Here is a 25,094-nt window from a genome sequence, read left to right as displayed (position 1 = left end):
GCGCCGATGGTAGTGTGGGGTCTCCCCATGTGAGAGTAGGTCATCGCCAGACGCCACTTTGGTTTTCACTTTTTAGAAAAGTGAAGACAAGACAGTAACGATGGATCCCCAGCACTTTGTGTTGGGGATTTTTCGTTTTAATTGCATTTTGAAATGTCCACTCTCACATGGGGAAGATAAAGAGTCCGAACGCAGTGAGGCACAATCCCATGTGGAGTAGGGTGAGGTTGTCGCATCAAACTCAGTTTGATGCGACAAACGAACGCGGAGAGCTTGCTCGAAGCTGGCCATCGCCAGACGGCTAATACCAATTTGATTAACTATCTGGTCAGATTTATCCAATCTCTGGAGCACAAAGATTTCACCCAACCGGTATCCTCAATAAAGGTACTCGAGGCTTAAGTCGAGAAGGGTTTATCTCGCTTCCAGCGAGCATGACTTTCATGGCAGTCATATATTTCAGCTCGCCGTGGTGCAGTTTAATGTCACAAGCACTCATCAAAACCTGTTGTCATATGCTATCAATCCAAAGGCTTTAAGATGTTACTGGTGGCTTTATGATACAGCTAACTGTCATGGACAGGCTTTTCCTTTATAATTAACAATTTGATGCTTTCATATATTCTTGGTTAAGAATGAGGAGTCGAGCTTGCTGACCAAAATTCTGCTGACGGCCTTGGTATTGGTACTGGCGTGGACCATGCTCAAGCGAAGGGCAAGCCCTGAAGTGAGGCAGAAGGAGATTGCCGAGCCTTTGCCCCTGTTCAAACGCTTTCTGGTCCCTGGAGCCGTGGGCGTTACCTTGATACTGGCCTGCGGCTTTTTTGCCTGGCAATGGTTTGATGGTTATCAGGTGGTTTCCGTGACCTTGGTTTCACCCAAGGAGGAGCGGCGGGAAGTTTATCAGGTGCGCAAGAAAGATATCTCAACTAATGAATTGGTTACCGTGGATGGACTTAGGATCCGCCTTTCCAGTGAGGAGCGTTTGATGATAGCCGAGAAAAGTGTTCCCTGACGCCATTGAGCACTTTCCATTAATGGCTTATCAGGTAAACTAGGCACATTTTTTTGCCGGGCATTTCTTTCTACGGCACGGCTATCTTCAGGAGGACCCATGATTACTGCATACACCTATCAGGATCAGCAGCTTAAAATTATTGAGCTGACAATAGAAGACGGTCTTCCGGAGCAAACTCTGTGGTTGGATCTCTACAAGCCGGATGACGATGAGCGGGATTGGTTGAGTCGTTACTCGGTGGAAGAGGTACCCGACGAGGAAGATATCAATGAGATTGAGGCCTCGGCACGTTTCTATCAAAACAAAGACGGCTTGCATATCAACTCTCTGTTTCCGCAGCGGGTTGGCCAGGATGTTCGTGGTGTCAACGTCTCATTCAACCTGCGTAGCCGGTTTTTGGTTACCATACGTGAAGAGGATGTCGGTCTTATTCGTTTGCTGCGTAACTATTTGCGCCTCGGACGCATCATGGTGGCCACGCCTCAAGCGCTGTTTATCGAACTCTTTAATCTTAAGGTAGAGTACCTCTCTGACTTGATTGAAGATGTTTACACTGTGCTGGAAAACGTTGGTGAGCAGGTGTTTGAGAGTAATGAACTCGATGATGTGTTCAAGCTGATCACTTTGCAGGAAGACTCCAACGGCAAGATACGTTTGAGTCTGCTCGATACCCAAAGGTCTCTGCGTTACATACAGAAGTATTACCGTAAAGAACTGGCCGAAGATGAGCTCAAGGAGATCCGCGAGATGTTGTCGGACATCGAATCTCTTATGCCTCACAGTCAGTTTATCTTCGACAAACTCAACTTCTTATTGGATGCTGCCATGGGTTTCAGTGGCTTGCAGCAAAACAAGATCATTAAAATCTTCTCGGTTGCGGCCGTGGTCTTTCTGCCGCCAACCCTGATTGCCAGTAGTTACGGGATGAACTTCAGAGAGATGCCTGAGCTTGAGTGGTACTTCGGCTACCCTATGGCGCTGGTGATGATGTTAGCCAGTGCGGCAGGCACTTACCTGTTTTTCCGCCGCAAAGGTTGGCTGTAACGTTGTAAGGGCTTTAGCACCTTGGTTACAGGGGCTTGCGCCTTAATGGTATCACCTGAGCCTTGTGATCTCTGTACTGGTCCGGTGCTTCCAACACGCTCGCCAACGCGGCGAACTTGTGGCGCATAATGCGGATGCTGACCAGGCATCTGTGATAGGGGTTATTGCAGCGTGCCAGACTCTGCTGCAGGTGGTGTTTAATGGTTCTGAGCTGGTCCTGGTTGGAGTCGGAACCATTGATCAACTCATCACTCAAACGCTCCTGTAGCTTGTCCAATTCTTCAGGCTGGTTTTGAGCCAGCCACATCAAGGTGTCAAAATCCGGTAGTTCTGTCATTGCCGGCCTCCGCCTGTGAGGGGTGAGCCTGGTTTCAGGCTACCCAAATCCAGGTTGCAACAACAAGATTAGTTCAGTCTAACTATGATGGCGATAATGACTTTGGTTATATAGGCCGAAGGGCTCAGCCTTTGCTTTCGCTGCCGAAGTAATAGCTGACCCGTTCTCTGGGGTTGAGATACTTGAAGATTTTCTCCGGCAGGGCCGCCGGTGGCAGGCAGCGCACAATAGAAAGGCCTTCTGCTTCCAAGTCGATAATCGGTGCCTGATCTTTGGGCACCAGAGCGTCATATACCAGAATTCGTGGCAGCAGTAGCTTATCTAGGTTGACCGACATTACCAGCCCATATTGACCGGAAGAGAGTTCGACCACGCTGCCGGGAGGATAGACCCCGAGCATCTTGATCATCTTGCCGACATATTCCTGATTCAGCTTCCCCTTGGAGTATTTATACAGATAGCCCAGAGCAGCATAAGGCGTTTTGGCCTTGGATTGCACTCCAGGGTGACAAAGAGAGTCATATTGGTTCACCACAGCCACCAACTGGGCGGTCTGGCTCAGTTCATCGGCTTTCAGGCCTCTTGGGAAACCGCTGCCATCGAGCAGCTCATGGTGATTGGTGATAACGTCCCTGGCATTTTCCGGAAAATCGGCTGCCAGCTTGATGAACTCTGCACCCATCAAAGGGTGCTGATTCAGCAGGTTTTGTTCGGGTTTGTTCAGTGGCTCCTGCTTACGCAGTATCTGGCTTGGTAGTTTGAGCTTGCCTACGTCATGGAACAGTGAACCCAGGCCCACGGCCTCGATATCTTCTCTGGGCCATTGCAACTCTTTGGCTACCAACATGGCGAGAATGGCTACGTTGAGAGAGTGAAAATAGATGCCTTCGTCTTTATCCGAATCGGCCATCAGATGCAGAATAAGGTTGTCGGAGGATAACAGTTGCTCGGCTATGTCACGCACCAAGTCCTGCGCCTCGGTAACAGCATTCAGAGGCCGGCTGCGCAGTTTGTTGACCAGATTGCGCATTCTTGCCAGTGAACGGTCAAAATGTTCCTCTGTCTTATGCAGCTCACGGCGCATTTTCTTGAGGATCTCGATTCGCCTTTGCTTGTCGCTTTCCATCTGTTGTTGCAGAGAGTCGACTTCCTGTGGATTTTCCACCGGGGCAGGCTGCTGATCGGCCGGTAGCGGCGGGGTATCACTGCGATCCGGCACCACGAATACACTGTCTATGCCCAGCTTGCGGATAAGCTCGATTTGAGCCTGCTGTTTGATACGGAAGCTACTGAAAAGAAAAGGGTGATCTTTCCACGCCAGTGGAAGGCGGACGAAGTTGCCTACCTGCAGTTGTTGGACACTGACTCTACAGCTCTTGTTCATTCAAATCATCTTTTTTAAGCAATCGAATCATTTTAGCGCAAAGAGTACGCTTTACAATTAGTTAGCTCACATGTAAGCATGTTTGGATAAAAAATTAATCAAATTGAGATTTTTATGGACTTTATCGAAGTATATCCCAATGCCATTCCTGATGAGTTATGCGATCGTCTTATTGCCGCCTTTGATGCTCATCCGGGTGTTACTGAGGGCCGCACAGGCCATGGTGTCGACAAGGAAAAGAAAATCAGCCGCGATCTGACATTGGATCAGTATCCCGAGTTGCAGCCTCTGCGCAATGAGCTGCTGGGCCACACACTAAAGCATGCCGGGCGATACTTTGATAAGTATGCCATGGCGCTGATGGGAGCCGTTGCCGTGCAGGTGGCTGATGAGTCCGGCAATGCAGTAACCCTGACACCGGATAACTATGCTCGTCTGGGAGCCCCCCGAGCCGAGGCGCTGGTACAATACCTTTATCGTAGTGGTACCATCAATCTGCAAAGATATCAGCGCGATGTCGGTGGTTATCCTCATTGGCATTCTGAGCAGTTTCCCCAGGCCGGTCACAACGACGCCCTTCACAGAGTGGTGCTCTACATGTTCTATCTCAATGATGTGGCCGAAGGCGGGGAGACTGAATTCTTTTATCAGCAGCGCAAAATTGCGCCAAAGAAGGGCACCATGGTGATAGCCCCGGCGGGATTTACCCATAGCCACAGAGGGAATCGTCCCAAGAGTGATGACAAGTATATTGCCACCTCCTGGATCATGTTTAACCGCGCCGAGCAACTTTATGGGCCAACCCGGCGCTGAGACTCACTGCATGGGAATTTGAATGCGGAAGCGGGCACCTTCCAGATCTGAATCCTCAATGCTGAGGGTGCCGCCGTAACTGCTGACGATTTCATTACATACCGCCAGACCAATTCCCTGTCCCGGTGACTGGGTATCGGCGCGCACGCCGCGCTGGATGATCTTCTGTTTAAGGCTCTCATCAACACCTGGGCCGTCATCTTCTACCAGTATCTGCAGTATGTTGCCTTGATAACCGGCACTGACGCGAACGGTTGAGATACACAGGCGGAACGCATTTTCCATCAGGTTGCCGAACAGCTCCATCAAGTCGCCCTGATTGCCGGGAAACTGCAGCTCTTCCTCTATTTCTGCGCTGAACTTCACCTGTTTGTCACGGTATACCTTAAACAGCATCTGTGCCAGTTGCTCCACCAGAGGGGCAATCGGAGTCTGTTCCTGCTTGAGGCCTTTGCGTCCCAGCATGGCGCGCTTGAGCTGATATTTCACCAGCTGATCCATCTGGCTCACCTGTTCCATGATTTTTTCGCTGCTGGCCTGTTTGTCCAGGCTGGCATCATCTGTGATGGCATGCACGGCGGCGAGACGGGTCTTGAGGCTGTGGGCCAGGTCATTCATGGCATTTTGATAGCGCTGTTGTTGGGCGCTGGATTGCTGCAGCAGTTGGTTGAGAGCTTGGGTGACGCCTTCAAGCTCCACAGGATAACCGCCCGAGAGTGACTTGGACTTACCGTTGATGATGGATCTCAACTCATTTCGCATCTGTACCAGTGGCCGCATGCCCCAGTAAGCGGCGCTGATAAGCAGTACCAGCGCCAGTGCCAACACCAGTGCCAGGCGAATATAGGTGCGTTTGGCAAATTGGCTGTATTCCTGCTCCAGTTTGGCCGCATCCTTGAGCACCAACAGGTTGTAGTGAATACCGGCGATATCGACCGACAGCAGATAGGCAAAATAGGCGCGATTATCGGCCATGTTGAGGTAGTAGGGGGGCGCTTCGTTGCGGATTTCATTGAAACGTTCACAGGTATCGAACAGGCCTCTGTCCACCGCCAGCGACGAGGTCCATACCTGCTTGAACTTCTCATCACAGGAGGCGATGACATAGCGCTCCTGTTTGTTGTTCTCCTCAAGCCAGGAGCTGGTGTCCGGTATCAGGTCGTGCTCCCTGAGCTCGGCAGCCACCTGAGGGATTTCGGCTATCAGCTGCGCCGTCTCTTCGTTATAGCTGTTTTGCGCATGCAATATGTTGACCATCCAGGCCAAGCCAAAACCGACCACGGCAATGATCGATAACGAAGTGAGAAACATCCGCGTCAGCAGGCGTTTCTTGGGTTTTATTCTCAATTGCATGGCAGGTTGAATTTGTACCCCTGGCCTCTGATGGTCACTATTGGATTTTCGATACCGTCACGGGTCAACTTCTTGCGCAGTCGGCTCACCATCACCTCAATGGTGTTGGGATCGCCTTCCTTGTCGCCGTAAATAACGTCCAGCAGGCGCTGTTTGGCGACTACTTCATGGTTGTGACGCATCAGGTACTCAAGAATTTGATATTCGAAGGCGGTAATTTCCATCGGCTCACCGTTCATGGTGACTTGCTTGGCGGCGAGGTCCAACGACAGGTCGCCGCTGTTGATCACCGGCTTGACGAAACCGGCACTGCGACGGACCAAGGCATCGAGACGGGCCACCAGTTCCTCTTTTTGAAAAGGTTTGACCAGGTAGTCATCGGCGCCGGCGTTGAGTCCCTCAACTTTGTCTTGCCAGTTGACCCGGGCAGTAAGGATCAGGATAGGGGCTTTGACATCTTCATCCCGCAGGCGTTGGATAAGCGCAATGCCGTCCTGATCCGGCAATCCCAAATCCACAATGGCGACATCAATGGGGTAGTTGGTCGCCTGAAAAAATCCCTCTTTGGCTGTTCCCGCCACCTGGACCTGATTTCCCAATTCTCCCAGTTGTACCTTGAGGTGATGGGAGAGCAAGGGATCGTCTTCAACAACCAAAATTCTCATATTCTTTACGCCTTTAACTGAAATCCAAACAGTGTACGCAGTTCCCTGGAACAGCTCAAGCCGAGGGGCTAAATCAAGGGCTTAGGCCAAAGACCCGGCTGGCTTAAACAGGGCTATACACTGGCTCGAGTGTATAGCCCTTTTACTTAACCTGTGCTGACCTCTGATGCGGATTGTTGAGTAATTGGTCTAAGAAATGGAAAGGTTGTGGTGAGTTGGTGTTATGACAGGCGACTTCGGTTTCTCGCCAGCCCATTACCACTCCAGGCGCACAGCAGAGTAAACAGGGTAACCCCGCCCATAATGAATGCCAGCCTGAGCCAGGGGGCATCCATGGCCTGGCGCATGGCAACATATTCAAAGCCACTCTTGGCCCATACCAGCAAGGCGCCGGCCAATAGGCCGACTTGCAGGATGCGAACGACAACGGCGCTTTTCACAAACAGCACGGCCGGCGCCAACAGGCAGATAGCGGCGGCGATTGTGTGTGAGTATCTGAGAAAATGGGCTCCCAGCAGCCAATAAGCAAGACAGAGTAAAACAACACGCCACCACATAGAAACCTCGAATCGATTGAGTTGGGGCTATTCTAGTCTGGATTTAAAGTGCATTCTATTTACTGCTTCACAGTTTACCCCCGGAGCTCCAAGGGTTAAGTCCTTCAGGCTTTATACCAAGTTTGTGGCTCAATTGTTCTGCGTCAAGCCGTCAGCAACCTCAGCAGTATGGCAACCGAGACGGCCAGGAAGATAGCGCCGCAAAGGTAGTCTATGTAATGGCCAAAGCGCAGCAGGCGTTGCTGCACCCGGGCGTGAGACAGCAGCATGGCCAGCATGGCAAACCAGATAACCGAGAGCAGCGGCAGTAATATGGCGGCCAATAGCTTGGTCTGGCTGTTGACCTCCGGGGTGATAAGGGTGGAAAACAGCGTTAAAAAGAACACCAACGCCTTGGGGTTGAACAGGTTGGTCGATAACCCAAGCAGCAACCCGGCGGCGGCAGACATGGTGTTATCGCTCGCACTTTTACCTGGCTCATTGTCTACCCTGTTGTTTAACTCCTCGGACTGCATGACTTGTGTATCATTGATTGCTGCCCGGCTGGTTGGCAATTCATTGGTTTGAGCTTCAGCGAGTGGTCTTGCCGCCAAGGCGCGTTTAAGCCAGGCCTGAACACCAAAAGCTCCCAGTCCCATCCAGCCCAGATAAAGGGCGCCAAAGAGCTGCACCAGCACAAACAGGGTATGCGAGCTTTGAATGGCCAGGCTGACACCTGTGAGGCTCAGGACAGTGTGCACCAATATCGCCAGAGAGATGCCAACGGCGGCCGCCAGTGCGGTGCTGCGCTGCTCTCGGCTGGCAATTTTCAGGATCAATGCAAAATCCGGCCCCGGGCTCGCCAATGCCAGCAGGTGAATGGTGCCCAGGGTCAGCAAAAGATGCAGATCTGTCATAGTCAACTCTATCCTGTAGTGCCTCATTAAGACGAGGCTGAAAGTGTTTGGGTATATGGGTAAAAATGCTCAGCCACCAGAGAGGGGCGTGTGGCATTCACAGCATGCGCCGCTGAAACGCTTGTGGAGAAAGCAGGAAGGCACGCTTGAAGGCCTTGTTCAGATGGCTCTGATCGAAGAAGCCGACTTGCTGCGCCACCGAAATCACACTGTCTCCCCTGAGCAGGGCTTTCTTGGCATATTCCAGGCGGATCCGCTTTAAATAGGCATGTGGCGTCATGCCGGTTCTCTGGCGAAACTGCCTAAGCAGTTGGTATTGGCTGAGATCCAGCTCCTTGGCAAGCTGCGGCAACCTAAATGGCGCACCGGGATCGGCATGAAAGGCTTCTCTTAACCTATCGAGCTGACTCTGACTCAAGGCATGGTGCTGTCTCTCTGTATTGAGCTGGCGGCCATGCAGGCGCATCAGTTTTTCCAAAAAGGCGATAACCGCTGCTTCGGGAACCAGGAGATCATTGGCTGCTATGGGTTGGGTCAGCAAATGGTGCAGCTGGCAAAATTCCCGATACAGCGCCGGATGATGCAACATAGGCGCGGCAAAACTGAAATATCCCAGGCCGAGATCCCGCGCCAGTTGTTGCAGCCAGTCATGGGGCAGGGACATTACCAGGGCACAATAACCCTGTTGTTCGCTGCTCTGGCCATCATGGCTGCTGTCGGGATCCAGGGTCGACAGCCAATTGGGTCTCAGGTGCCAGGTTTGGCCACGGTAATGAAAGTCCTGGCCGCCGTGACTGACCACACCGATATGAAAGTCCAGATGAACATGGGGCTCGAAGTGAAAATGTTGAAAACTGGCCCGACTGATCTCCAGTTCGGGATGGGATGGGGCGCGCCAGTAATGGATTTTCTCCTCGTGCATCTTGCTATCCTGGGTAAGAATTTATGTTATCTTAGCGGTCGGTGATCCAGGCCGCCTAGTAAATTATTGCACGGCCGGTATCAAAGTCAGACCTATAAATACCGATAACAGATTGGAGCCCACTGTGAAAGGACAGATCTTAAGAGAAATGAAAGTACTGAGTGCTATTGAACCTGAATATGAGGTGGAAAGGCGGGTAGCATTTCTCAAGGCCAAACTGCAGGAGGCTCACTGCAAGACTCTGGTACTGGGGATCAGTGGCGGGGTCGATTCTTCCCTGGCCGGGCGCTTATGTCAGTTGGCGGTAGATTCGTTAAATGAAGGCAAAGCCGAGGCTGAGTACCTTTTTGTGGCCATGCGTTTACCTTACCTTGAACAGCGCGATGAACATGAGGCGCAGCAGGCGCTGGCATTTATCCGCCCCAGCAAACTGGTGACTGTGAATATTCATGACGGGGTTAGCGGCATTCATCAGCATGTACTCAGTGGCTTTGACCGCGCTGAACTGGCGCTACCGGATGCCAACAAGGTTGATTTTGTGAAGGGTAATGTCAAGGCCAGAATGCGGATGGCAGCCCAATACGAGGTAGCTGGCTTACTCGGGGGCCTGGTGGTCGGTACAGATCACAGCGCCGAAAATGTCACAGGTTTCTATACCAAGTGGGGCGATGGTGCTTGCGACTTGGCGCCGCTTTTTGGCCTGAATAAGCGTCAGGTCAGGCAGTTGGCCGCCTTCCTCGGCGCCTCGGAAACCCTGGTCCGCAAGGCGCCAACGGCGGATCTTGAGTGTGACAACCCTGGGCTTGAGGACGAAGTCGCCCTTGGGCTGAGTTACGATCAGATAGACGACTTCCTTGAGGGCAAGCCGGTTTCCGCCGAGGTGGAAAGCAGGATCATAGCCATCTACAAAGCCACGCAGCATAAGCGCAGGCCTATCCCGACCATTTACGATTAACCGCTCAAATTGAATCGTAAAACGCCGCGTTAATCGCGGCGTTTTCTTTATGGGTTGCAGTGCAGCGCTTGGCGCAGCAGCAAAATACTGGCGTTGGGAAACTGGCGGTAATCCAGGTAGGGGACTTTCCAGCGCCACTGATCCAGCCGCTGTACCCCAGAGGCACCGGTGAGCTTCTGTCCGGCATCGTCGGCGATATTGAGTTTGTCGGCGGCTTCATTGCCGGCGATAAGAGCTATGCCGCTATCAGTTACTAGCTCGGTCGCGCCTATCTCAAGCGCTACCTGGGACAAGAGCCCCTGTTGCAGAAAACTACGCCAGTCGTCATCCGGGGCAAATATCTTGGCGCAGATCACCAGGATTTTGCGCCAGTGGTTGGAGTTGGCGGCTATCAAGGCCGCGGCGGCATCGCTCTGCTGCCAATGCCAGTCAAGCGGCAGTGTTGGCGGGTTGGGCAGATAAACCCGCGCTTTGGCCAGGTCGTTACCAATACGCAAAGGAAATGAAGGCGTTGAGTGTGCGTGCACGTTTGCTCTCTGTTAGACTTTTATGCCAATGAATCTCAGTGTAATGCCATTCCAGCGTCGCCACTTTGGGGCAGTTCAAGGTAAAGGTCAATGAAAACTCTGCTTATCAGTTCGGGGAAACAGCTCTCTATCGCGCTTTTTTATGCTTGCTTCGGTATAGGGCTGGCGTTGACTGTAACCGGGATCTGGCTACTCAATGGCCGCGCCGATTTAAGTCCTTGGCATACCCATTTTCTGAGCCATGAGTTTGATCGCCACAAGGGAGTCGAGGACTTCGGTGATTATCTCAAGTTGGAGCAGCAGCTGTTTACCGAGCTTGATCAGGAACTTGGCAAGCTTTCCGGTGGCATCAGTTCCCCCATCAATCGTTATCACAGTGGCAGCATAGCGGATCCCAAGCGCTGGGCTTTGCCTTGGAATCAAAGTTTTGAGTGGGCCAATGCGGACGCGCAGTTCGGGCTCTTGTTGCTTCATGGTATGTCAGATTCACCCTACGCCATGCATCAGTTTGCCGAGCAGTTCAAGGGGCGCGCTCATGTGTTGGCATTGAGGCTACCGGGACATGGCACTCTGCCATCAGGCCTGGTGCGCCTGGAATGGCAGGATCTCGCCGCTGCCGTCAGGCTGGCCAGTCGCCATATGAGCCAGGTGCTAAACGGCAAACCTCTCTACGTGATAGGTTATTCCACCGGTGCCAGTTTGGCACTCAACCATGAGTTGGAAAACCTTCACAGCGGCCGGCCCACGGACTATGAAAAGGTGGTGATGCTGTCACCGGCCATAGGTTTGGCCCCCATGGCCGTGGGCGCGCAGTGGCAGTCGCAGCTGGGCTATATTCTGGGGCTGGAGAAACTCAGCTGGAATACTATCTCACCCGAGTATGACCCTTTCAAATACAGCTCTTTTGCCGTTAATGCCGGTGATGTGGTTTATCGCCTGGCGCAGCACAACAGTCAGCGTTTGTTGGCTTTGCCTGAGGATAAAAAACGCCAGTTGCCGCCGATTTTGGCGTTTCAGTCGTTGGTGGATGATTCGGTATCGACGAAAGCTGTGCTGGAGAACCTGTTTCTGCAACTGCCCAAGGGAGCCAATGAGCTGGTGATCTATGATATGAACCGCAGTCAAGTGAACCTCAGCATGACACCTGTTGATCCGCTGGCGGAAATCAGCGGCATACTGGCGCGAACCAACCTGACTTTCCGGGGAACTTTGATTGAGAACCAGGTGGGCTTTAGCCATTTGGTGCAGGCCAGAGAGTTTGGTACTCATACCGGAGTGGAAAAACTCGACTTCAAATGGCCCGTGTCTGTCTATTCCCTGTCTCATGTGGCCTTGCCGTTTTCTGCCAGCGACAGCCTGTATGGCAATCAGATGCCAAACAGTATGGAGCGCATTCAAATTGGCGCCGCAGCGTCCCGAGGGGAGCGCGGTGTCATCAGCATTCCGGCTGCGGATATGCTGCGCCAACGTTGGAACCCTTTCTTCGATTATCAGATGCAGCGGATTGAAGCCTTTTTCAGTCAAGATCCTGAGCCGACAGAGTACAGATGACCCGGTTGCGCCCCTCGCTTTTGGCCTGGTACAGGTTGGCATCGGCTTCTTTCAACCATACCTCGAGAGATGAGCTGTAGGAGGCGTTGGCAATCAGGGCGCCGATACTGACAGTGACACTTATTAGGCGTTGATCTTCGGGGTTGATGATCTCAAGCTCGGCAATGGCCTGACGAATTTCATTCAGAAACTGCTCTATCTTGAGTGGGTTGCACATGGGCAGCAGTAACAATAACTCTTCACCGCCATAACGGCTGATAAGATCCGAGTCGCGCTTGAATTTTGTCTTAAGTAAATCGGCAACCTGTTTCAAGGTCTCATCGCCGCCCAGATGACCATATTCATCATTGACCCGCTTGAAAAAGTCCAGATCCATCAGCACCACGGCTATGGCTTCGTGATTGCGCTGACACAGACCCTGCAATGTGGCGAAACTCGCTTCGGCATGGCGTCTGTTGGCAAGTCCTGTGAGTGGATCTGTCTGGGCCAACTGTTTGAGTTTACGGTTGGCCTGCTCAAGCTCCAGAGTTCGTATGATGACTTTTTCCTCCAGATCCAACTGATGCGCCATCAGTTGGCGTTGGCTTTCCTTGAGCTCACTGTAGAGATGGCTTACTTCCACGGGCACATTGTGGCCATCGAGTAACTTATCCTCGGTAAGACGTTTACCCTTGTTGAGCTGCTTTGAAATCAACTCCAGCGGCATGGTCAGGTGTTGCCCCACCACCCTGGCGACCAGCAGCGACAAGAGTAAAAACAGCAACAGTAGAGCAAAAGTGAACATAAACTGGCGCTCTACTTCGTACAGCAATGGGGCGTAAGGGTTGAGCACAAAAATTTGCCAGTTGTTTGGCAGGCGATAGTGGCTGTAAACATATTCCGGGCTGTCATTATCCAGTGCCTTTAGGTTGAGCATGGGCAATAAAGAGCTGTAGTGCTTGCCACTTTGGCGATAGTTGAGTCGCTCGAGTTTTGGCAAGGCCAACGCCCTGGAGGCATAGATAAGGCGCATGTTCTCATCGACAATAAACATCAACTGGTTGGTTTGTCCAAGAAAGTCATTATCCAGTTCGCTGAAACGATTGAGGTTGAGTGAGCCTTCCAATACGCCGATAACTTGTGGGCCTGTGGCGAGATACAGTGGGCTGCTGATGGCGACTATGGCATCTGAGCCGAAGCCCCGGCCGAGAAATACCGGTGAGACATAGAGGCGCTCGTTGAAAAACGCCTGCTGGAAATAATCCCTGTCATCTATACGAAAATGATTTCCTTCAAGGCCCTGAAGCCTGCTGACAGGGCTTGCCTGCACTATGCTGCCTTCGGGATCGGCAATCAACATGGTTAAAAATCCCGGATTGAGTTTGTGCAGCCGCGACAGCATCCGCTGCAATTCATCGGGAGTGGGTGAACTGTGTTTGATAAGCTCGGCGGCAGTGGCTATAACCGACTTATGCCGCTCGAGATAATGCTCTACCGCCAGGCCGATATTTTTGGCGGTTTCATGTAAGTGTTTACCCAGGGTCTGTTGCTGCTTGTTGACCCAGTAATAATTGAATACCAGGGTAGAGATCATCAGGCTCAGGTTAAGCAGCAGTAAAAAGCTGTAAAAGAGTTGGTTGCCAAAGCCACTGCGCTTGGCGGGTAACTGACGAGCAATCAGGCGTGTCAATGCAGGGATTAACAATACAATCAAGCACCCCAGGGTGATATAGACCATGGCATTGACCGATTGCTTGATCACCACAAATGGAATGTATTCAGAAGGTAAGTCGCTGAAAAAGTGGAGATAACCATAAATAAGTGGCATGCCCAGCAACAACCAGAAGCCGACACCCGCGTAAAATACCGGCCAGCACCTGAGCCTGGCACACCCCAGTGCCAGGGCCTCAAGGCAGAAAAGTAGATAAACGTGCGGGCTGTCCCATTGCAGCATCAGCGAGGTGACGCTGATGGTGGCGGCGAGCAGGGCATACCAAGGCCCAAGTAAGATGGCAACAATCACATAGAGGGTATTACCCAACACCAGCTGCACATTGGCAAACAAGGGAATAGGGAAGCTGTTACAGGCAAAGCCTATCAGGCCGGCCATCAGACTCAGCAACAGTGGTTGTCGATACCAGGGCAAGTGGGTCAAGTCGGTTTCAACTCCTGTCTGGAGTTAACGAATGGTTAATGACAAATGCTAGAGCTAAATGGTTTATTTAACAATAATTTTTGAATATTTGTCTTGAGCGCTACCCAATACCTGTTTTGAATCGGTACTCGCCAAGGTTAGCTGTGGTGGCGGTTTTGCATAAAAAGGGATGGTTGGGTGGTCAAACAGGGCAAGCCGATAAAGATGAATAGCTGAAGATAGCGGCCGGAAAAAGCATCAAGGCGCCCTTGAACAATGAAAGCGCCTTGATGTGTTTAACAGTCTTATTCGCCCTTGAGGCGTCGGTCCAGTTGATCTTTTAAGTTGGCGGGCACGCCTTTGATCAAAATGGTATCCGAGATAGGGTCGTAGATGACCCGTTCGCCCAGATGTGAGCTGTCAAAGCTCAGGGTCAGGCCGCCGCCGGTGCCGGAGAATTTCTTCAACTGCCTCAGGGTGGATTTATCGGCCGGAAACTCCTCTTCCAAACCGTAATCACCGCCCACGGCAAAGTCATAGAAGGAATCCATGCCGGATTCTGCCAGTTCATCGGCCAGATCCTTGAGCATGACTTCACTGCCGCTGTCGACCTGGGAGGTGCAGTATTCAAACACCCGGTCGCGGCAGGTTTGACGCTCTTCTTTGGTCAGTTCACCGCCACCGACAAAGTCTTCCACCGCCTGCATCAGGGTCTTGCTCTGCTGCTTGGGGTTAACCCCTTCGACGCAGCCCATAAAGTCGAGGAAGAAGTCGGCCACCTTGCGACCGGCTCTGCCGCGGATAAAGGAGATATATTTGCGTGACTCACTGTCGGCTTGCCACTCGGTGAGATCGATTCGGGCCGCCAACTGGATATTATTCAGATCCAGATGGTCGTTTTGCGACAGCTCCATATCATCCAGCACTGTCATTGACGACTTGGCATTCAGCAGTGCCACAAACAGGTAGTCGCTGGCCATAAAGGTATAGCAGGCCAGCAGCAAAAAGCCGCCCTGGCTGAAGTCATACTTGGAGAGTTCTTCCTGCAGCAGTTTGCCGGCAGTTGCTGAGAATTCTACAAAGCCTTGCTGCCCATCGCGATAAGACTTGAGTGCTTCCTTGAAGGCGGGGTTGGCTTCGCCATCATCACCGGGGACGCCAAAATAACCAAAGCCTTTTCCCGCTTTGCTGGAATAGCTTTGGTGCAGCTCATCAAGCATGGTCTCAACGGCCTGGCTGTTCAGCAGTGGTTGAGGGCGCAGACGGCAGCTGAGCTGGCCTTCGCCGTTTTGGGTGATTGCGTGAATAATCGCTTGTTCGACGTGAATACTCATAAGCCCCGATAGTGATACTCTGTTGTAAATCCGCTATTATATGCCGCTAATCCTAATCTGAGTGAATCATTTTTTATTTATGGCTATCCAATCAAAATATACCAATGCTCAAGTTGAATCCCTGATCGCCGAATTGCTGGCTGTGCTGGAAAAGCACCAGGCTCCGACCGATCTTGGCCTGATGGCGCTGGGGAATGCGGCTTCGCATCTGTTATCGACCAAGGTGCCCAAGGAAGCCCGTCAGCAGGTGGCGGAACAATTTGCCAAGGCATTGACACAATCCCTGCGTTGACTTGTAACAACTGAAATGCGCTAAATAGTGGCGTTGTAAGTCAAAAAGCACATAATAGCAATCAATGTAAGATACACAGGCAACTTACAAAAAGCGGATCCATATGGTCGAGCGAACAAAGCAGTTGGGCAAGGATAGGGTTTCACGCCTAATCAATTGGGGGCACTGGTTTGCCTTCTTCAATGGCTTTTTGGCCATGATAGTCGGCAGTCGATATCTGGAAAGTGTCGGCTACCCGGAAACCTGGATTGGTTGGGGTTACCTTGGCGTCAGTACCATAGGCCATTTCAGCTTCCTGGCGTTTATTGTCTATCTGGTGTTGCTGTTTCCCGTTACTCTGTTGTTGCCTTACTCGCGTATCCTTCGGGGATACGCAGCAGTGGTGGCCACCCTTGGCCTGTGTATCATGCTTTATGACACCATAGTCTATGACGACTATGGTATGCATTTGAGTCCCTTCGCGGTCGATTTGGCCTGGGCCGACCTCAACAGTCTGCTGCATGGCACTTCCTATATCGTCACCCCCCTTGGGATCCTCGCTCTGGAGTTGACCGCCGCCAACTTTATCTGGAAGCGGATTGAGAAAATTCAAAAGCGCAATTATGGCAACAAGGTGGTGGCCTTTATCGGGGTTTGCTTTGTCAGTAGCCATCTTATTCATATCTGGGCCGATGCCGCCGATGTCACCGAAATTACCCGTTTCGATGATGCCTACCCGTTATCCTATCCGGCGACGGCGCGCACCTTCATGGAAAATCATGGTATCGATGGCTCCAGCAGCTTGAAGGTGGATACCGAAACCAGCTTTAAATACCCAAGAGCGCCGCTGACCTGCAGCGCCGAAGAACATCCCAATGTGCTGCTTATTGCCATCGACAGCCTCAGGGCCGATATGGCCGACGAGCAGACCATGCCGTTTTTCAGCCGCTACAGCAAACAAAACCATGAGTTTATGAATCACCTCAGTGGTGGCAATACCTACCGCAGCGGCATGTTTTCCCTGCTTTATGGGCTGCAGGGCAGTTATATGGATGCGGTGGAACTCAATTACACCAGCCCCTTGCTGGGGCAGAGCCTCAAGCAGCAGGGTTATAATCTGGGGCTGTTTACCAGCAGAAGCAATTATGCAGAGGCGCGGCCCCAGGCAATTTTCCGCGACTTCGACGCTCATATTGCCGAAGATGAGGGGGGCAGTGCCATGGCCGATATTCAAAATATCGACAGTTTCAAGCAGTGGCGAGCCCAGCAACAAGCCCCTTGGTTTGCGCTTTTGAACCTCAAATCACCGGAAGACTATGATACCCCGGTAGGTTTCCTCGGTGTGCAGACGGTAAAACCCGACAGTGCCCTCAAGCCGGCGCAGAAGGTGTTGTTCAATCAATATCGGCAATCGTTGAACTTTATCGACAAACAGCTGGAGCAACTCTTGTCTGCTATGCCGGAAAATACCCTGGTGATTATCACAGGTGTCAATGGCAAGGTGTTCACCAGTAATGCCGATGAAGCCAGGCGCGACCTGTCACCGGCCAATGTCAATGTGCCTCTGGTGATCCATTGGCCCGTCGGCGGCCACGCCCAGGCTAAATACCGCACCAGCCACTATGGTTTGGTGCCAACCTTGATGAGCCAGGTGCTGGGGTGCAGCAATCCGGCCACAGATTACAGTGCCGGTCGCCATCTGCTGCAACCCGACAGTCTCACTTGGGTCTATGTCGGTGATGCCAGAATTTTTGCCATCTATCAGCAGTCGGAGATCACTGTGATTGACCGTCACGGTCAATATCGTATCTATGACAAGGCTTATCAGAACCGCCTGGACAAGAAGATGAGTGCCCCGGAACTTATCGAAGTGATGCGTGAAGGGCGGCGTTTGTACAACCATTAAGCGCTGCGGATTAAAGACTGTACGATAGAGAAAAAACAGACCACAAACTAGGCAGTTAAACTAAAAATCCTCAGATGTAGCTTGCACAGCCTCGCGACTGTTGATAAAGTTCTGCCTCGTTGAGACGGCACACTGCGCCAGCCGCTCAAGACAAATATCGGTATGTAGCGCAGCCTGGTAGCGCACTGTCATGGGGTGTCAGGGGTCGGAGGTTCGAATCCTCTCATACCGACCACATTCAAAACAAAAAAGCCCAATCTTATGATTGGGCTTTTTTGTGCCTGTCTTTTTGTATCTGTCTTTTTTATCTGTCTTTTTTATCTGTCTTTGGGTAAACAGCGAAGTCAGCAGTCTTGCTGGTTTATGCTGCTGTGCCTGTTAATGGTCAAGGTTCCCAAGCCAGGAGAATGAACGGCGGATAAAGCGGTCGGCATCCCGGGACTGACATTCGCCGTGGGCTATGATGAGTTTCTCCGCTCGCCAGCCAAGTATAGTCGCCAGGGCCTTTCGGGCCTGAGGTTTGCCAAAACTGAAGCTCAGGCGCCAATCCAGAGGTGTCTTGCCGTTAGGGGCCAGTATGCCGCTGATGCTTGCCAGCGGCCTTTGCCAGGCTTTGAAGCACTTGGGCTGAAAGTTCTCAATCAAATCGGTCAGGATCAGTGTGCGGCTGTGGCGATGAAAGAATACAGCCTCCTGCATCACAGGGCTGCCCTGAAACAGGCAGAAGTCCAGCTCGGTAAGCCAAGGGGCATTGTGTTGCGAGTCTGCCAATTCGCTGAGCAGCAGTTGGTCGAAATGCAGATCGCTGCGTTTTTTTGCTAGTTCTTCGGTCGCGTAGCTTAGGGCGTTGGGAAAGGCTTGCTGCCAGTCTTTGACAAACAGATGGTGCAATGAGTTGGGCGCCAGCAGATAGCTGACTTCACCGAGGGCATTGACCTCCTCTAGCAGTTCGCGGCTGAGCTCTATGGGGGAGTGGAGCCAAAGCGTGCCATCATCAAGCCTGACCACTGTCATCCGGGTACTGTAAGGCAGGCCAAAGAAAGGCACTGTCTTGCCTGCAACTATCCAGATGTTATCACCGAAGGGTATGAGTCTGTGATTTGGCATTCCGGCTCCTTGGTCTCACTTCTTCCATGGCATTGTCATCTAACGCCGATGATCCCGCCCATTGTCAATGTTACTCCTGTGGGGCTTTTAATTCCCTCAGGTAGCGGTAAATGGTGTGCACAGAAATATCCAGGCGCTTGGCGGCCACCTGGGCACTGTCCTTGAGCTCAAAAATACCGGCATCGAAGAGGCGAGTCACTATTTCACGGCTCTTTTTCGATGGCGGGATCAGTTCACTGTGGCGTACTTCCTGGTTGACCTTGTCTATGGTGCTGTGCAGCGCCTCTTCGATATTACGGGCAAAGACTTCCGATGTGCCACTGCTCTCTGTGAGCGGACATTGCTGCGGCAGCATGGAGCGCAGTACAGACATCAAGGGCGCATCCATATCCGTATTGATACACAAAAGGCCTATGGCCATCTGCTTTTCGTTGCGAATAACGGTAGTGATGGATTTCAAGGTCTTGCCGTTGCTGCTCTGGCTGAGATAGGCCTCGGAAATATCGTGGCCGCTCTTGAGCTTTTCCAATGCCAGATTGGTAATGGGAGCGCCGACACTGCGGCCGGTGACATGGCCATTGGCTATTTTGATGATTGAAGGGTGGTCTCGGTCCAGACTGTGCAAAACCACTTCTGTGTGTTGCCCATACATGGTGGCTATACCATCGACCACATTTCCCATGGCGTTGAGTATGTCCATATCTTTGGGGGTCAACTTATGAAGTTTCACAGCTATCCTCTTGCGATGGCCCGGCAATTGCCGGGCGTCGGAGATTAGGCAGACATAATACTGATAATGGTACTGTCGGTCGACACCATTCCATCACAGATCATCTGTCCCAGATTCTTGATTGTTTGTTCGACATCGGCGGCGACTATGCCCTGAGTCGATACGGCATGCTGATTGAGTGCCATCAAAAACGCCCTGACTGCCGTGCTTGATGAGGTACTGACCTTCATGGCGCAGGAGGCTTTGGCGCCGTCACAAACCATGCCGGCACTGTCACTGATAACGTTCTGAATGGCGTAGCAACCTTGCTCAAAACTGCCTCCGGCGAGATAAACCATGGCCATGGCAGCGGCGGCACTGGTCACTGTATTGCCGCAAAAAGCTGACAGTGGCGGATAGTGGGACTTGATATAAATCGCGCCCAAGTGGCTCATGATGAGTGCCCGGGCCAGCTGCTCTTCACTGCAGTTGAACTTCTTGGCCGTTACAACCACAGGCACAGTGGCGGCTATCCCCTGGTTGCCACTGCCAAAATTGCTCATGGCCGGCAGGGTGGCGCCACCCATGCGGGCATCAGAAGCCGCGGCCGTATACATGACTATGGAGTTGAGCAGGTCATCACTCAGCAAGCCGGTATCTATGTTTTTCTTCAGCGTTCTGCCCACCTCCAGGCCATAGGCCGAATTCATGCCTTCGTCGGACAAACGGGAATTTAGATCCGATGCCGCCAGAATAAATCTGATCCGGTTAACATCTATCCCGGTGGCAAACTCATATATTGAGGCGATGCTGATATCGACCCCGTCGCATACCGAAGCGGTACTGCCCTTGGCAGAGGCTTCTGCCCGATACAATAGTTGGCCGTCGAGCCATTTCTCGGCAATTCGGGTATGGCTGCCACTGATAACGATTTTGGCCTGGTGCTTGTCGTTGGCAGCTGTCACAGCGCAGTAAATAAACTCGTCGGCCTGAATGCGGCATACCTTGACCTTACCTGCGTCAATAAGCGCCTGGGCCTCGGCCACTTGTGCCGGGTTGATATTCGCCAGCACTTCAAGGCCTGCATCGGCATCGCCCCCAAGGGCTCCTGCCGCTGCGGCAATGGCCAGGCCTATCTTGCCTGTGCCGGGAACAAATACTCCCATGGAGTTTTTGTAGAGGTTGTCCGAAACCTGAACTTCCAGGCTCAAAGGCTTGGCGCCCAAGGTTTCGGCTGCAACGGCCGCGGCATAAGCCGCCGCGATAGGCTCGGTGCAGCCCAGCGCGGGACGCACAACTTGATTAAGGATATCTATATATTGTTGCCACTGTGGTTTCATCACTAGGTTCCACCGAGTCTGGTTTAAGGATTGATATGGGCAATGGCTTCGACTTCCACCAAGGCGCCCATGGGCAGATCTTTCACCGCAAAACAGCTGCGGGCAGGGCAGTCTTGCTTGAAGAAGGTCTTGTAGACTTCGTTGAAGGCGGCAAAGTCATTGATGTCGGATAGATAACAGGTGGTTTTGAGCACGTTTTGCAGGCCACTGTTGGCGGCTTCAAGCACATATTGCAGATTCAAAAGCGATTGGCGGGACTGTTCACTGATCCCACCTTCGACCAAAGCACCTTGTTCACAGCAGACTGGCAGCTGGCCTGAGGTGAAAAGCAGCTCACCATAAGCGGCTGCATGAGAATAGGGGCCTATGGCTGCGGGGGCTTTGTCTGCATTGATAGTCTTTTTCATGATATTCCTTGCAAATATATTTGAGTAACAAGCGATTTTGTCTGCACAATTATTTGCAAATAGGCTTCTTCTTGCAAATTTATTTTATAAAAAGGTGGGCTGTAATTGCTTTTAGTGTGACGTTGATCTTATAAGTTGGCGGTTTTGTGGTTAAATTCTCGGCATCAGCAAAAGTTGCAAAAATCTGGTTGCTGCTGTCAGTTGGTTCAAATATATTTGCAAAAAATAACATGTTGGGTATCCAACAATAACTAAGGTTGTTATATGAAAACTGACACTTTGACATCAGAGTGGGGCGCAACAATTACTCGGGAAGACACGCAGGCCTGGAAGGAAGCGACCCGATTCGACAGTACTGACTGGGGCTGGATCATCATGTCCATCGGCATGGCCATAGGCGCGGGCATAGTATTTTTGCCTGTGCAGGTGGGGTTGATGGGATTATGGGTGTTTCTTTTGTCTGCCGTGGTGGGTTATCCGGCCATGTACATGTTTCAGAAGTTGTTTATCAATACCCTGGCCGAGTCCCGCGAATGTCAGGATTATCCCAGTGTGATCAGTGGCTATCTGGGGAAAAACTGGGGCATATTTCTCGGCGCACTCTACTTTGTCATGTTGGTCATCTGGGTGTTTGTCTACTCGACGGCGATCACCAATGACAGTGCCTCTTTCCTGCAGAGTTTTGGAGCTACCAAGAGCCTGCTGTCTGAAAACCCCTTCTATGGTCTGGGGCTTATTTGTCTTCTGGTCGCATTGGCCTCCCGCGGCGAAAACCTGTTATTTAAAATTTCTACCCTTATGGTGCTCACCAAGTTGGGTGTGGTGGCGCTGCTTGGCTTAATGATGGTCGACAAGTGGGATATCAATAATGTCGGTGCAGTGCCCACTACGACTCATTGGATCCGTGATGCCGTGGTGATGTTGCCCTTTACCTTGACTTCCATTCTGTTTATCCAGAGTCTAAGCCCCATGGTGATCTCTTATCGTTCGCGGGAGAAGTCGATTGAAGTGGCGCGCTTCAAGGCGATGCGAGCCATGAATATTGCCTTTGGTGTGCTGTTTGTTACTGTGTTCTTCTACGCCGTTTCTTTCACTCTGGCGATGGGCCATGAGCAAGCTGTGAGGGCCGAGCAGGAAAATATCTCTGCCTTGGCCATGGTGGCTCAAGGTATGCCTGGCCAGACGCTGAAACTCCTGAGCCTGACGCTGAACATCTTTGCCGTGATGACGGCTTACTTCGGGGTGTATCTGGGTTTTCGGGAGGCGTGCCAGGGGATCACCATGAACCTACTGCAGCGGGTTATGCCCAAGGAGAAGATCAACGCCAAGCTGGTGGGGTATGGCATCATGGTATTCACCATACTGCTGTCCTGGGGTGCGATTGTGCTGAATGCCCCTGTGCTGAGTTTCACCTCCATCTGCAGCCCGGTATTCGGTTTGGTGGGCTGTCTGATCCCTGCCTATTTGGTTTACCGGGTACCTTCGCTGCACAAATATAAGGGCTTAGGCCTGTACGTGATTATCGCCACTGGTATCTTGCTGTGTATCTCGCCCTTCCTGGCGTTCAGTTGATAGATGCAATTTGCTTTAAGAACGCAGTCTTAAAATCAGTGCCAAAGAGCCCCGCAAATGCGGGGCTCTTTGAGCTTCAGGCGGCAGACTCAGGCTTGGTCCTGCTGCTGCAAAAACTCATGAAACTCCTCTTCATAGAGACGGAACAGCACCAAGGTAACGGCAAAGATGATCGGGCCGTAAATCAGACCGATTAGACCAAATAGTTGCAAGCCACCCAGCAAAGAGAAGAAAATTAACAGGGTGCTCATTCCGGCAGAACCCTGCATCAGAATCGGCCTCAGGAAGTTGTCAATGGAGCCAACCACCAATATGCCCCAGGCGCAAAGGAACAGCCCCCAGCCCCAGTCTCCGGTCAATGCCAGATAGAGTGCCGCCGGCACCCAGATAAGTGCGGTACCCACCACAGGAATAAAAGAGGCGAATGCCATCATGGAGCCGAGGAACAATCCCGGCAGGCCGACTATGGCCATGGCAATACCACCGGCAAAACCCTGTGCCAAGGCGGTCAGGAATGAGCCGAGTACCGCCGACTTGGCGACTTTTTCCACCTCATCGAGAATTTTGTCTTCCTGGCTGCGGGACAGGGGGATCACGTGTCTGAGGCTGGCAATAATCTGTTCATTGTCCCTGAGGAAGAAAAACAGTACGAACAGCATCAGGGAGAAATTGACAAAGAAACCTGTGATATTGCCGAGCAATGCCGTGCTCAAACCAACCAGACGGGTGCTGAGCTCCGTAAGCGCTGCGGTGGCTTTTTGCAATATCTCCTGCGGCTCTATGCTGTCAAACGGTAGCCATTTATTGGCCAGTGCCAGTGCCGACTGTACCCAAGGATGTTCCAACAGCTCCTTGGCACCACCATGGGTCAGCCATTGATAGGCATGGGTGGCAGAGCTGACGCCCTGTTCAATCACGGAAATCAGCATGAATAGCAAGGGGATTAAGATGATCACCGTCAGCAAGATGCAGGAAAGCAATGCACTCAGGTTGGGATGTTTGGGGAGTTTCGCTTCTATGCGCTTGTGCACAGGCAAAAACAGCAAGGAGACGATAAATCCCAGCAGTATCGCCCCCAGATAGGGAGCGACCAATAGATAACAAGCGTAGGCAGCAATGGCCAACGCGGCGAGGATCAACCAATGGCGGGGTTCAACCCGAAAACGTACGGACACGGGAATTCCTTTTAATCAAGAGTGTGTTGAATTTGCCATCTGCAGGGAAGGGCATGGATTATAGACTCATCGGCCTGTTGCCAAGGGCTCCAGGCTTTTAAGCCAAGCATATCCGGGACTTGCTTGTACCTTCTCCTGCCTGTCCGGGCGACCCAGACTCGGTTACAGCGGAAGTTATTAAACCACGGAGCGACGGGGCAAGAGAAGCACAGCTTGGTTGATAAGGGGGATTGGCGCTGGTTTTGTATGCTATGCGTTGCCGCCGGTGCCGTAGGGGGCGGATACTGGGGCAAAATGCTTGTCAAACTTAGGTTTTAGTCGCATTGCCGCATAACTGGCGGAATAGACTTTTAGAACCGTTTTTTATAGGCTAACTCATTGAAATTAGGAAACGAGCGTTAATCCCGTTAGCAATAAACCTATAGCAGATAGGAACAGTTGTAAGGCTATGTTTAGACCATAAGCCGCTGTTAACTGGTATGCAGACTGAGAAAATAAATTAACCATGAATCTACTTTTTGTATGCAGTGAGAATCGCTTGCGAAGCCCTACCGGAGAAGAGGTTTTCTCTGCATTTGAGGGGATTTACGCGATTGGAGCCGGTACAAAGGAAGGTGTGAATAAGTCCTCGCGGCACTCTGGCTTACACAGCAATTGGCGTTCAAGGCATCTGACTGAAGGCATGCCGGGGCCTGTCGAAGTCGGATAACGCAGAGAGCCTGTTGCTGTGAAAGCCCCGAAGGGCGTGGCTTACAGACTTGCCTGCTGTGTTGTGCTTCTTACGAAGGACTAGGGCCATTTGCTGCGAACCACGCCTTGCATCCAGGCCCGTAAGCCGACGCAGAGCACGCATGGGACTTGTTCGCACCTTCCCTAATGCCGAAACTGTGGTAAGTGGCGATCTTATTCAATGGGCTGACTTTATCTTTGTCATGGAAAAGTCTCACAAGATTAAGGTCGCAAAGAAGTTTAAGGAGCTTCTGAAAGGCAAGAAGCTTGTGTGTCTGGATATTCCTGACAATTACCAGCGGATGGATCCTGCTCTTGTGACCTTACTTAAAAATAAGGTTGCCCAGCATGTTCGATTATCTTAGAAAATAATAAAAATCATGAACTTGCTATGTTAAGGCCTTAAATT

Annotated in this window: 24 protein-coding genes and 1 tRNA gene; 10 read left to right on the top strand and 15 right to left on the bottom strand. The window is 51.7% G+C overall.

From position 1 onward, the window contains the following. The first annotated feature begins 649 nt into the window (after nucleotides 1-649). Together ON072_RS09290 and corA are read left to right on the top strand one after the other, a co-directional pair. Nucleotides 650-1,015 carry a hypothetical protein gene (locus tag ON072_RS09290; RefSeq protein ID WP_025889694.1) on the top strand — a complete coding sequence of 122 codons (366 nt, stop codon included), beginning with the start codon at nucleotides 650-652 and terminating at the stop codon, nucleotides 1,013-1,015. Nucleotides 1,016-1,114: 99 nt separating this feature from the next. Continuing rightward, the gene (gene corA / locus ON072_RS09285) at nucleotides 1,115-2,062 is read left to right on the top strand and encodes a magnesium/cobalt transporter CorA (protein WP_025889695.1); all 948 of its coding nucleotides are present in this window, start codon (nucleotides 1,115-1,117) and stop codon (nucleotides 2,060-2,062) included. Between the two features lie 25 nt (nucleotides 2,063-2,087). Here corA and ON072_RS09280 read toward each other — a convergent pair whose 3' ends face one another. Beyond that, nucleotides 2,088-2,399 carry a DUF3135 domain-containing protein gene (locus ON072_RS09280; protein ID WP_025011469.1) on the bottom strand — a complete coding sequence of 104 codons (312 nt, stop codon included), beginning with the start codon at nucleotides 2,397-2,399 and terminating at the stop codon, nucleotides 2,088-2,090. Nucleotides 2,400-2,523: 124 nt separating this feature from the next. Continuing rightward, nucleotides 2,524-3,783 (bottom strand): HD-GYP domain-containing protein, encoded by a 1,260-nt coding sequence (locus tag ON072_RS09275; RefSeq protein ID WP_025011468.1) that lies wholly within the window; start codon nucleotides 3,781-3,783, stop codon nucleotides 2,524-2,526. Nucleotides 3,784-3,897: 114 nt separating this feature from the next. Here ON072_RS09275 and ON072_RS09270 point away from each other — a divergent pair, with 114 nt between their 5' ends. Next, nucleotides 3,898-4,596 carry a 2OG-Fe(II) oxygenase gene (locus tag ON072_RS09270; protein WP_025011467.1) on the top strand — a complete coding sequence of 233 codons (699 nt, stop codon included), beginning with the start codon at nucleotides 3,898-3,900 and terminating at the stop codon, nucleotides 4,594-4,596. A gap of 3 nt (nucleotides 4,597-4,599) precedes the next feature. On the opposite strand, the gene ON072_RS09265 is transcribed toward ON072_RS09270, so the two are convergent. The 5 genes from ON072_RS09265 to ON072_RS09245 form a co-directional block, all read right to left on the bottom strand. Beyond that, the gene (locus ON072_RS09265; RefSeq protein ID WP_025889696.1) at nucleotides 4,600-5,949 is read right to left on the bottom strand and encodes an ATP-binding protein; all 1,350 of its coding nucleotides are present in this window, start codon (nucleotides 5,947-5,949) and stop codon (nucleotides 4,600-4,602) included. Beyond that, nucleotides 5,940-6,614, bottom strand: coding sequence for a response regulator (locus ON072_RS09260; protein ID WP_025011466.1), 675 nt, complete (start codon nucleotides 6,612-6,614; stop codon nucleotides 5,940-5,942). Before ON072_RS09260 ends, ON072_RS09265 begins: the two co-directional genes overlap by 10 nt. A gap of 221 nt (nucleotides 6,615-6,835) precedes the next feature. Next, nucleotides 6,836-7,171, bottom strand: coding sequence for a hypothetical protein (locus ON072_RS09255; protein WP_028781680.1), 336 nt, complete (start codon nucleotides 7,169-7,171; stop codon nucleotides 6,836-6,838). 143 nt (nucleotides 7,172-7,314) lie between these two features. Beyond that, a complete protein-coding gene (locus ON072_RS09250; protein WP_025011464.1) occupies nucleotides 7,315-8,067 on the bottom strand; it encodes a LysE family translocator in 753 nt (250 codons plus the stop codon). Nucleotides 8,068-8,164: 97 nt separating this feature from the next. Then, nucleotides 8,165-8,989 (bottom strand): AraC family transcriptional regulator, encoded by an 825-nt coding sequence (locus ON072_RS09245; protein WP_144217075.1) that lies wholly within the window; start codon nucleotides 8,987-8,989, stop codon nucleotides 8,165-8,167. Between the two features lie 124 nt (nucleotides 8,990-9,113). Here ON072_RS09245 and nadE point away from each other — a divergent pair, with 124 nt between their 5' ends. Continuing rightward, nucleotides 9,114-9,944: an ammonia-dependent NAD(+) synthetase gene (gene nadE / locus ON072_RS09240; protein WP_093982763.1), complete on the top strand. Its 831-nt coding sequence runs from the start codon at nucleotides 9,114-9,116 to the stop codon at nucleotides 9,942-9,944. Nucleotides 9,945-9,991: 47 nt separating this feature from the next. Here the strand turns inward: nadE and ON072_RS09235 are convergent, their stop codons facing one another. Next, nucleotides 9,992-10,471 (bottom strand): DUF6942 family protein, encoded by a 480-nt coding sequence (locus tag ON072_RS09235; protein WP_274626034.1) that lies wholly within the window; start codon nucleotides 10,469-10,471, stop codon nucleotides 9,992-9,994. A gap of 90 nt (nucleotides 10,472-10,561) precedes the next feature. On the opposite strand from ON072_RS09235, the gene ON072_RS09230 reads away from it, so the two are divergent. Continuing rightward, a complete protein-coding gene (locus tag ON072_RS09230; protein WP_107004962.1) occupies nucleotides 10,562-12,022 on the top strand; it encodes an alpha/beta hydrolase in 1,461 nt (486 codons plus the stop codon). Here the strand turns inward: ON072_RS09230 and ON072_RS09225 are convergent. After that, nucleotides 11,988-14,156 carry a diguanylate cyclase gene (locus ON072_RS09225; protein ID WP_274626033.1) on the bottom strand — a complete coding sequence of 723 codons (2,169 nt, stop codon included), beginning with the start codon at nucleotides 14,154-14,156 and terminating at the stop codon, nucleotides 11,988-11,990. The two genes, ON072_RS09230 and ON072_RS09225, sit on opposite strands and share 35 nt — an antisense overlap. Before the next feature lie 284 nt (nucleotides 14,157-14,440). After that, entirely contained in the window at nucleotides 14,441-15,469 is a 1,029-nt protein-coding gene (gene yejK / locus ON072_RS09220) for a nucleoid-associated protein YejK (protein ID WP_025889702.1), read from the bottom strand. Nucleotides 15,470-15,548: 79 nt separating this feature from the next. On the opposite strand from yejK, the gene ON072_RS09215 reads away from it, so the two are divergent. From ON072_RS09215 to ON072_RS09205, 3 genes are all read left to right on the top strand, one after another. Further along, nucleotides 15,549-15,761 (top strand): YejL family protein, encoded by a 213-nt coding sequence (locus ON072_RS09215; protein ID WP_025011457.1) that lies wholly within the window; start codon nucleotides 15,549-15,551, stop codon nucleotides 15,759-15,761. Nucleotides 15,762-15,864: 103 nt separating this feature from the next. After that, complete coding sequence (locus ON072_RS09210) at nucleotides 15,865-17,646, top strand: DUF3413 domain-containing protein (protein ID WP_025889703.1); 1,782 nt, start codon at nucleotides 15,865-15,867, stop codon at nucleotides 17,644-17,646. A gap of 158 nt (nucleotides 17,647-17,804) precedes the next feature. Continuing rightward, a tRNA-Pro gene (locus ON072_RS09205) sits at nucleotides 17,805-17,881 on the top strand. A gap of 143 nt (nucleotides 17,882-18,024) precedes the next feature. Here the strand turns inward: ON072_RS09205 and ON072_RS09200 are convergent. The 4 genes from ON072_RS09200 to ON072_RS09185 all read right to left on the bottom strand — a co-directional run bounded on the left by ON072_RS09200 (nucleotide 18,025) and on the right by ON072_RS09185 (nucleotide 21,209). Further along, nucleotides 18,025-18,753: a DUF4336 domain-containing protein gene (locus tag ON072_RS09200; protein WP_025011456.1), complete on the bottom strand. Its 729-nt coding sequence runs from the start codon at nucleotides 18,751-18,753 to the stop codon at nucleotides 18,025-18,027. A 70-nt stretch (nucleotides 18,754-18,823) separates the two neighbouring features. Then, nucleotides 18,824-19,483 (bottom strand): helix-turn-helix transcriptional regulator, encoded by a 660-nt coding sequence (locus ON072_RS09195; RefSeq protein ID WP_025011455.1) that lies wholly within the window; start codon nucleotides 19,481-19,483, stop codon nucleotides 18,824-18,826. Nucleotides 19,484-19,527: 44 nt separating this feature from the next. Next, nucleotides 19,528-20,802, bottom strand: a complete 1,275-nt coding sequence (locus tag ON072_RS09190; protein ID WP_093982751.1) for an L-cysteine desulfidase family protein — start codon at nucleotides 20,800-20,802, stop codon at nucleotides 19,528-19,530. A 23-nt stretch (nucleotides 20,803-20,825) separates the two neighbouring features. After that, on the bottom strand, nucleotides 20,826-21,209 hold the full coding sequence (locus tag ON072_RS09185; RefSeq protein ID WP_144380420.1) for a RidA family protein: 384 nt from the start codon (nucleotides 21,207-21,209) through the stop codon (nucleotides 20,826-20,828). 264 nt (nucleotides 21,210-21,473) lie between these two features. On the opposite strand from ON072_RS09185, the gene ON072_RS09180 reads away from it, so the two are divergent. Next, on the top strand, nucleotides 21,474-22,781 hold the full coding sequence (locus ON072_RS09180) for an amino acid permease (protein ID WP_240647788.1): 1,308 nt from the start codon (nucleotides 21,474-21,476) through the stop codon (nucleotides 22,779-22,781). Between the two features lie 89 nt (nucleotides 22,782-22,870). On the opposite strand, the gene ON072_RS09175 is transcribed toward ON072_RS09180, so the two are convergent. Then, the gene (locus ON072_RS09175) at nucleotides 22,871-23,956 is read right to left on the bottom strand and encodes an AI-2E family transporter (RefSeq protein WP_028781669.1); all 1,086 of its coding nucleotides are present in this window, start codon (nucleotides 23,954-23,956) and stop codon (nucleotides 22,871-22,873) included. An 851-nt stretch (nucleotides 23,957-24,807) separates the two neighbouring features. On the opposite strand from ON072_RS09175, the gene ON072_RS09170 reads away from it, so the two are divergent. After that, a complete protein-coding gene (locus tag ON072_RS09170) occupies nucleotides 24,808-25,050 on the top strand; it encodes a hypothetical protein (RefSeq protein ID WP_223828836.1) in 243 nt (80 codons plus the stop codon). The last annotated feature ends 44 nt before the right edge of the window (nucleotides 25,051-25,094 follow it).

It is taken from the genome of Shewanella sp. K8 (assembly GCF_028823715.1).
Taxonomy (GTDB): Bacteria; Pseudomonadota; Gammaproteobacteria; order Enterobacterales; family Shewanellaceae; genus Shewanella; species Shewanella algae.
The sequence above is the reverse complement of the archived record's forward strand: the minus strand, read 5'-3'. Positions and strand labels throughout refer to the sequence as shown.

What these genes read in the sequence shown, in the direction of transcription:
- ON072_RS09170 (WP_223828836.1), top strand. Translation starts at nt 24,808, where the DNA reads ATGGGACTTGTTCGCACCTTCCCTAATGCCGAAACTGTGGTAAGTGGC.
- ON072_RS09185 (WP_144380420.1), bottom strand. Translation starts at nt 21,209, where the DNA reads ATGAAAAAGACTATCAATGCAGACAAAGCCCCCGCAGCCATAGGCCCC.
- ON072_RS09270 (WP_025011467.1), top strand. Translation starts at nt 3,898, where the DNA reads ATGGACTTTATCGAAGTATATCCCAATGCCATTCCTGATGAGTTATGC.
- ON072_RS09190 (WP_093982751.1), bottom strand. Translation starts at nt 20,802, where the DNA reads ATGAAACCACAGTGGCAACAATATATAGATATCCTTAATCAAGTTGTG.
- ON072_RS09275 (WP_025011468.1), bottom strand. Translation starts at nt 3,783, where the DNA reads ATGAACAAGAGCTGTAGAGTCAGTGTCCAACAACTGCAGGTAGGCAAC.
- ON072_RS09250 (WP_025011464.1), bottom strand. Translation starts at nt 8,067, where the DNA reads ATGACAGATCTGCATCTTTTGCTGACCCTGGGCACCATTCACCTGCTG.
- ON072_RS09245 (WP_144217075.1), bottom strand. Translation starts at nt 8,989, where the DNA reads ATGCACGAGGAGAAAATCCATTACTGGCGCGCCCCATCCCATCCCGAA.
- ON072_RS09230 (WP_107004962.1), top strand. Translation starts at nt 10,562, where the DNA reads ATGAAAACTCTGCTTATCAGTTCGGGGAAACAGCTCTCTATCGCGCTT.
- ON072_RS09255 (WP_028781680.1), bottom strand. Translation starts at nt 7,171, where the DNA reads ATGTGGTGGCGTGTTGTTTTACTCTGTCTTGCTTATTGGCTGCTGGGA.
- ON072_RS09200 (WP_025011456.1), bottom strand. Translation starts at nt 18,753, where the DNA reads ATGCCAAATCACAGACTCATACCCTTCGGTGATAACATCTGGATAGTT.
- ON072_RS09215 (WP_025011457.1), top strand. Translation starts at nt 15,549, where the DNA reads ATGGCTATCCAATCAAAATATACCAATGCTCAAGTTGAATCCCTGATC.
- ON072_RS09210 (WP_025889703.1), top strand. Translation starts at nt 15,865, where the DNA reads ATGGTCGAGCGAACAAAGCAGTTGGGCAAGGATAGGGTTTCACGCCTA.
- corA (WP_025889695.1), top strand. Translation starts at nt 1,115, where the DNA reads ATGATTACTGCATACACCTATCAGGATCAGCAGCTTAAAATTATTGAG.
- ON072_RS09265 (WP_025889696.1), bottom strand. Translation starts at nt 5,949, where the DNA reads ATGCAATTGAGAATAAAACCCAAGAAACGCCTGCTGACGCGGATGTTT.
- yejK (WP_025889702.1), bottom strand. Translation starts at nt 15,469, where the DNA reads ATGAGTATTCACGTCGAACAAGCGATTATTCACGCAATCACCCAAAAC.
- ON072_RS09260 (WP_025011466.1), bottom strand. Translation starts at nt 6,614, where the DNA reads ATGAGAATTTTGGTTGTTGAAGACGATCCCTTGCTCTCCCATCACCTC.
- ON072_RS09280 (WP_025011469.1), bottom strand. Translation starts at nt 2,399, where the DNA reads ATGACAGAACTACCGGATTTTGACACCTTGATGTGGCTGGCTCAAAAC.
- ON072_RS09180 (WP_240647788.1), top strand. Translation starts at nt 21,474, where the DNA reads ATGAAAACTGACACTTTGACATCAGAGTGGGGCGCAACAATTACTCGG.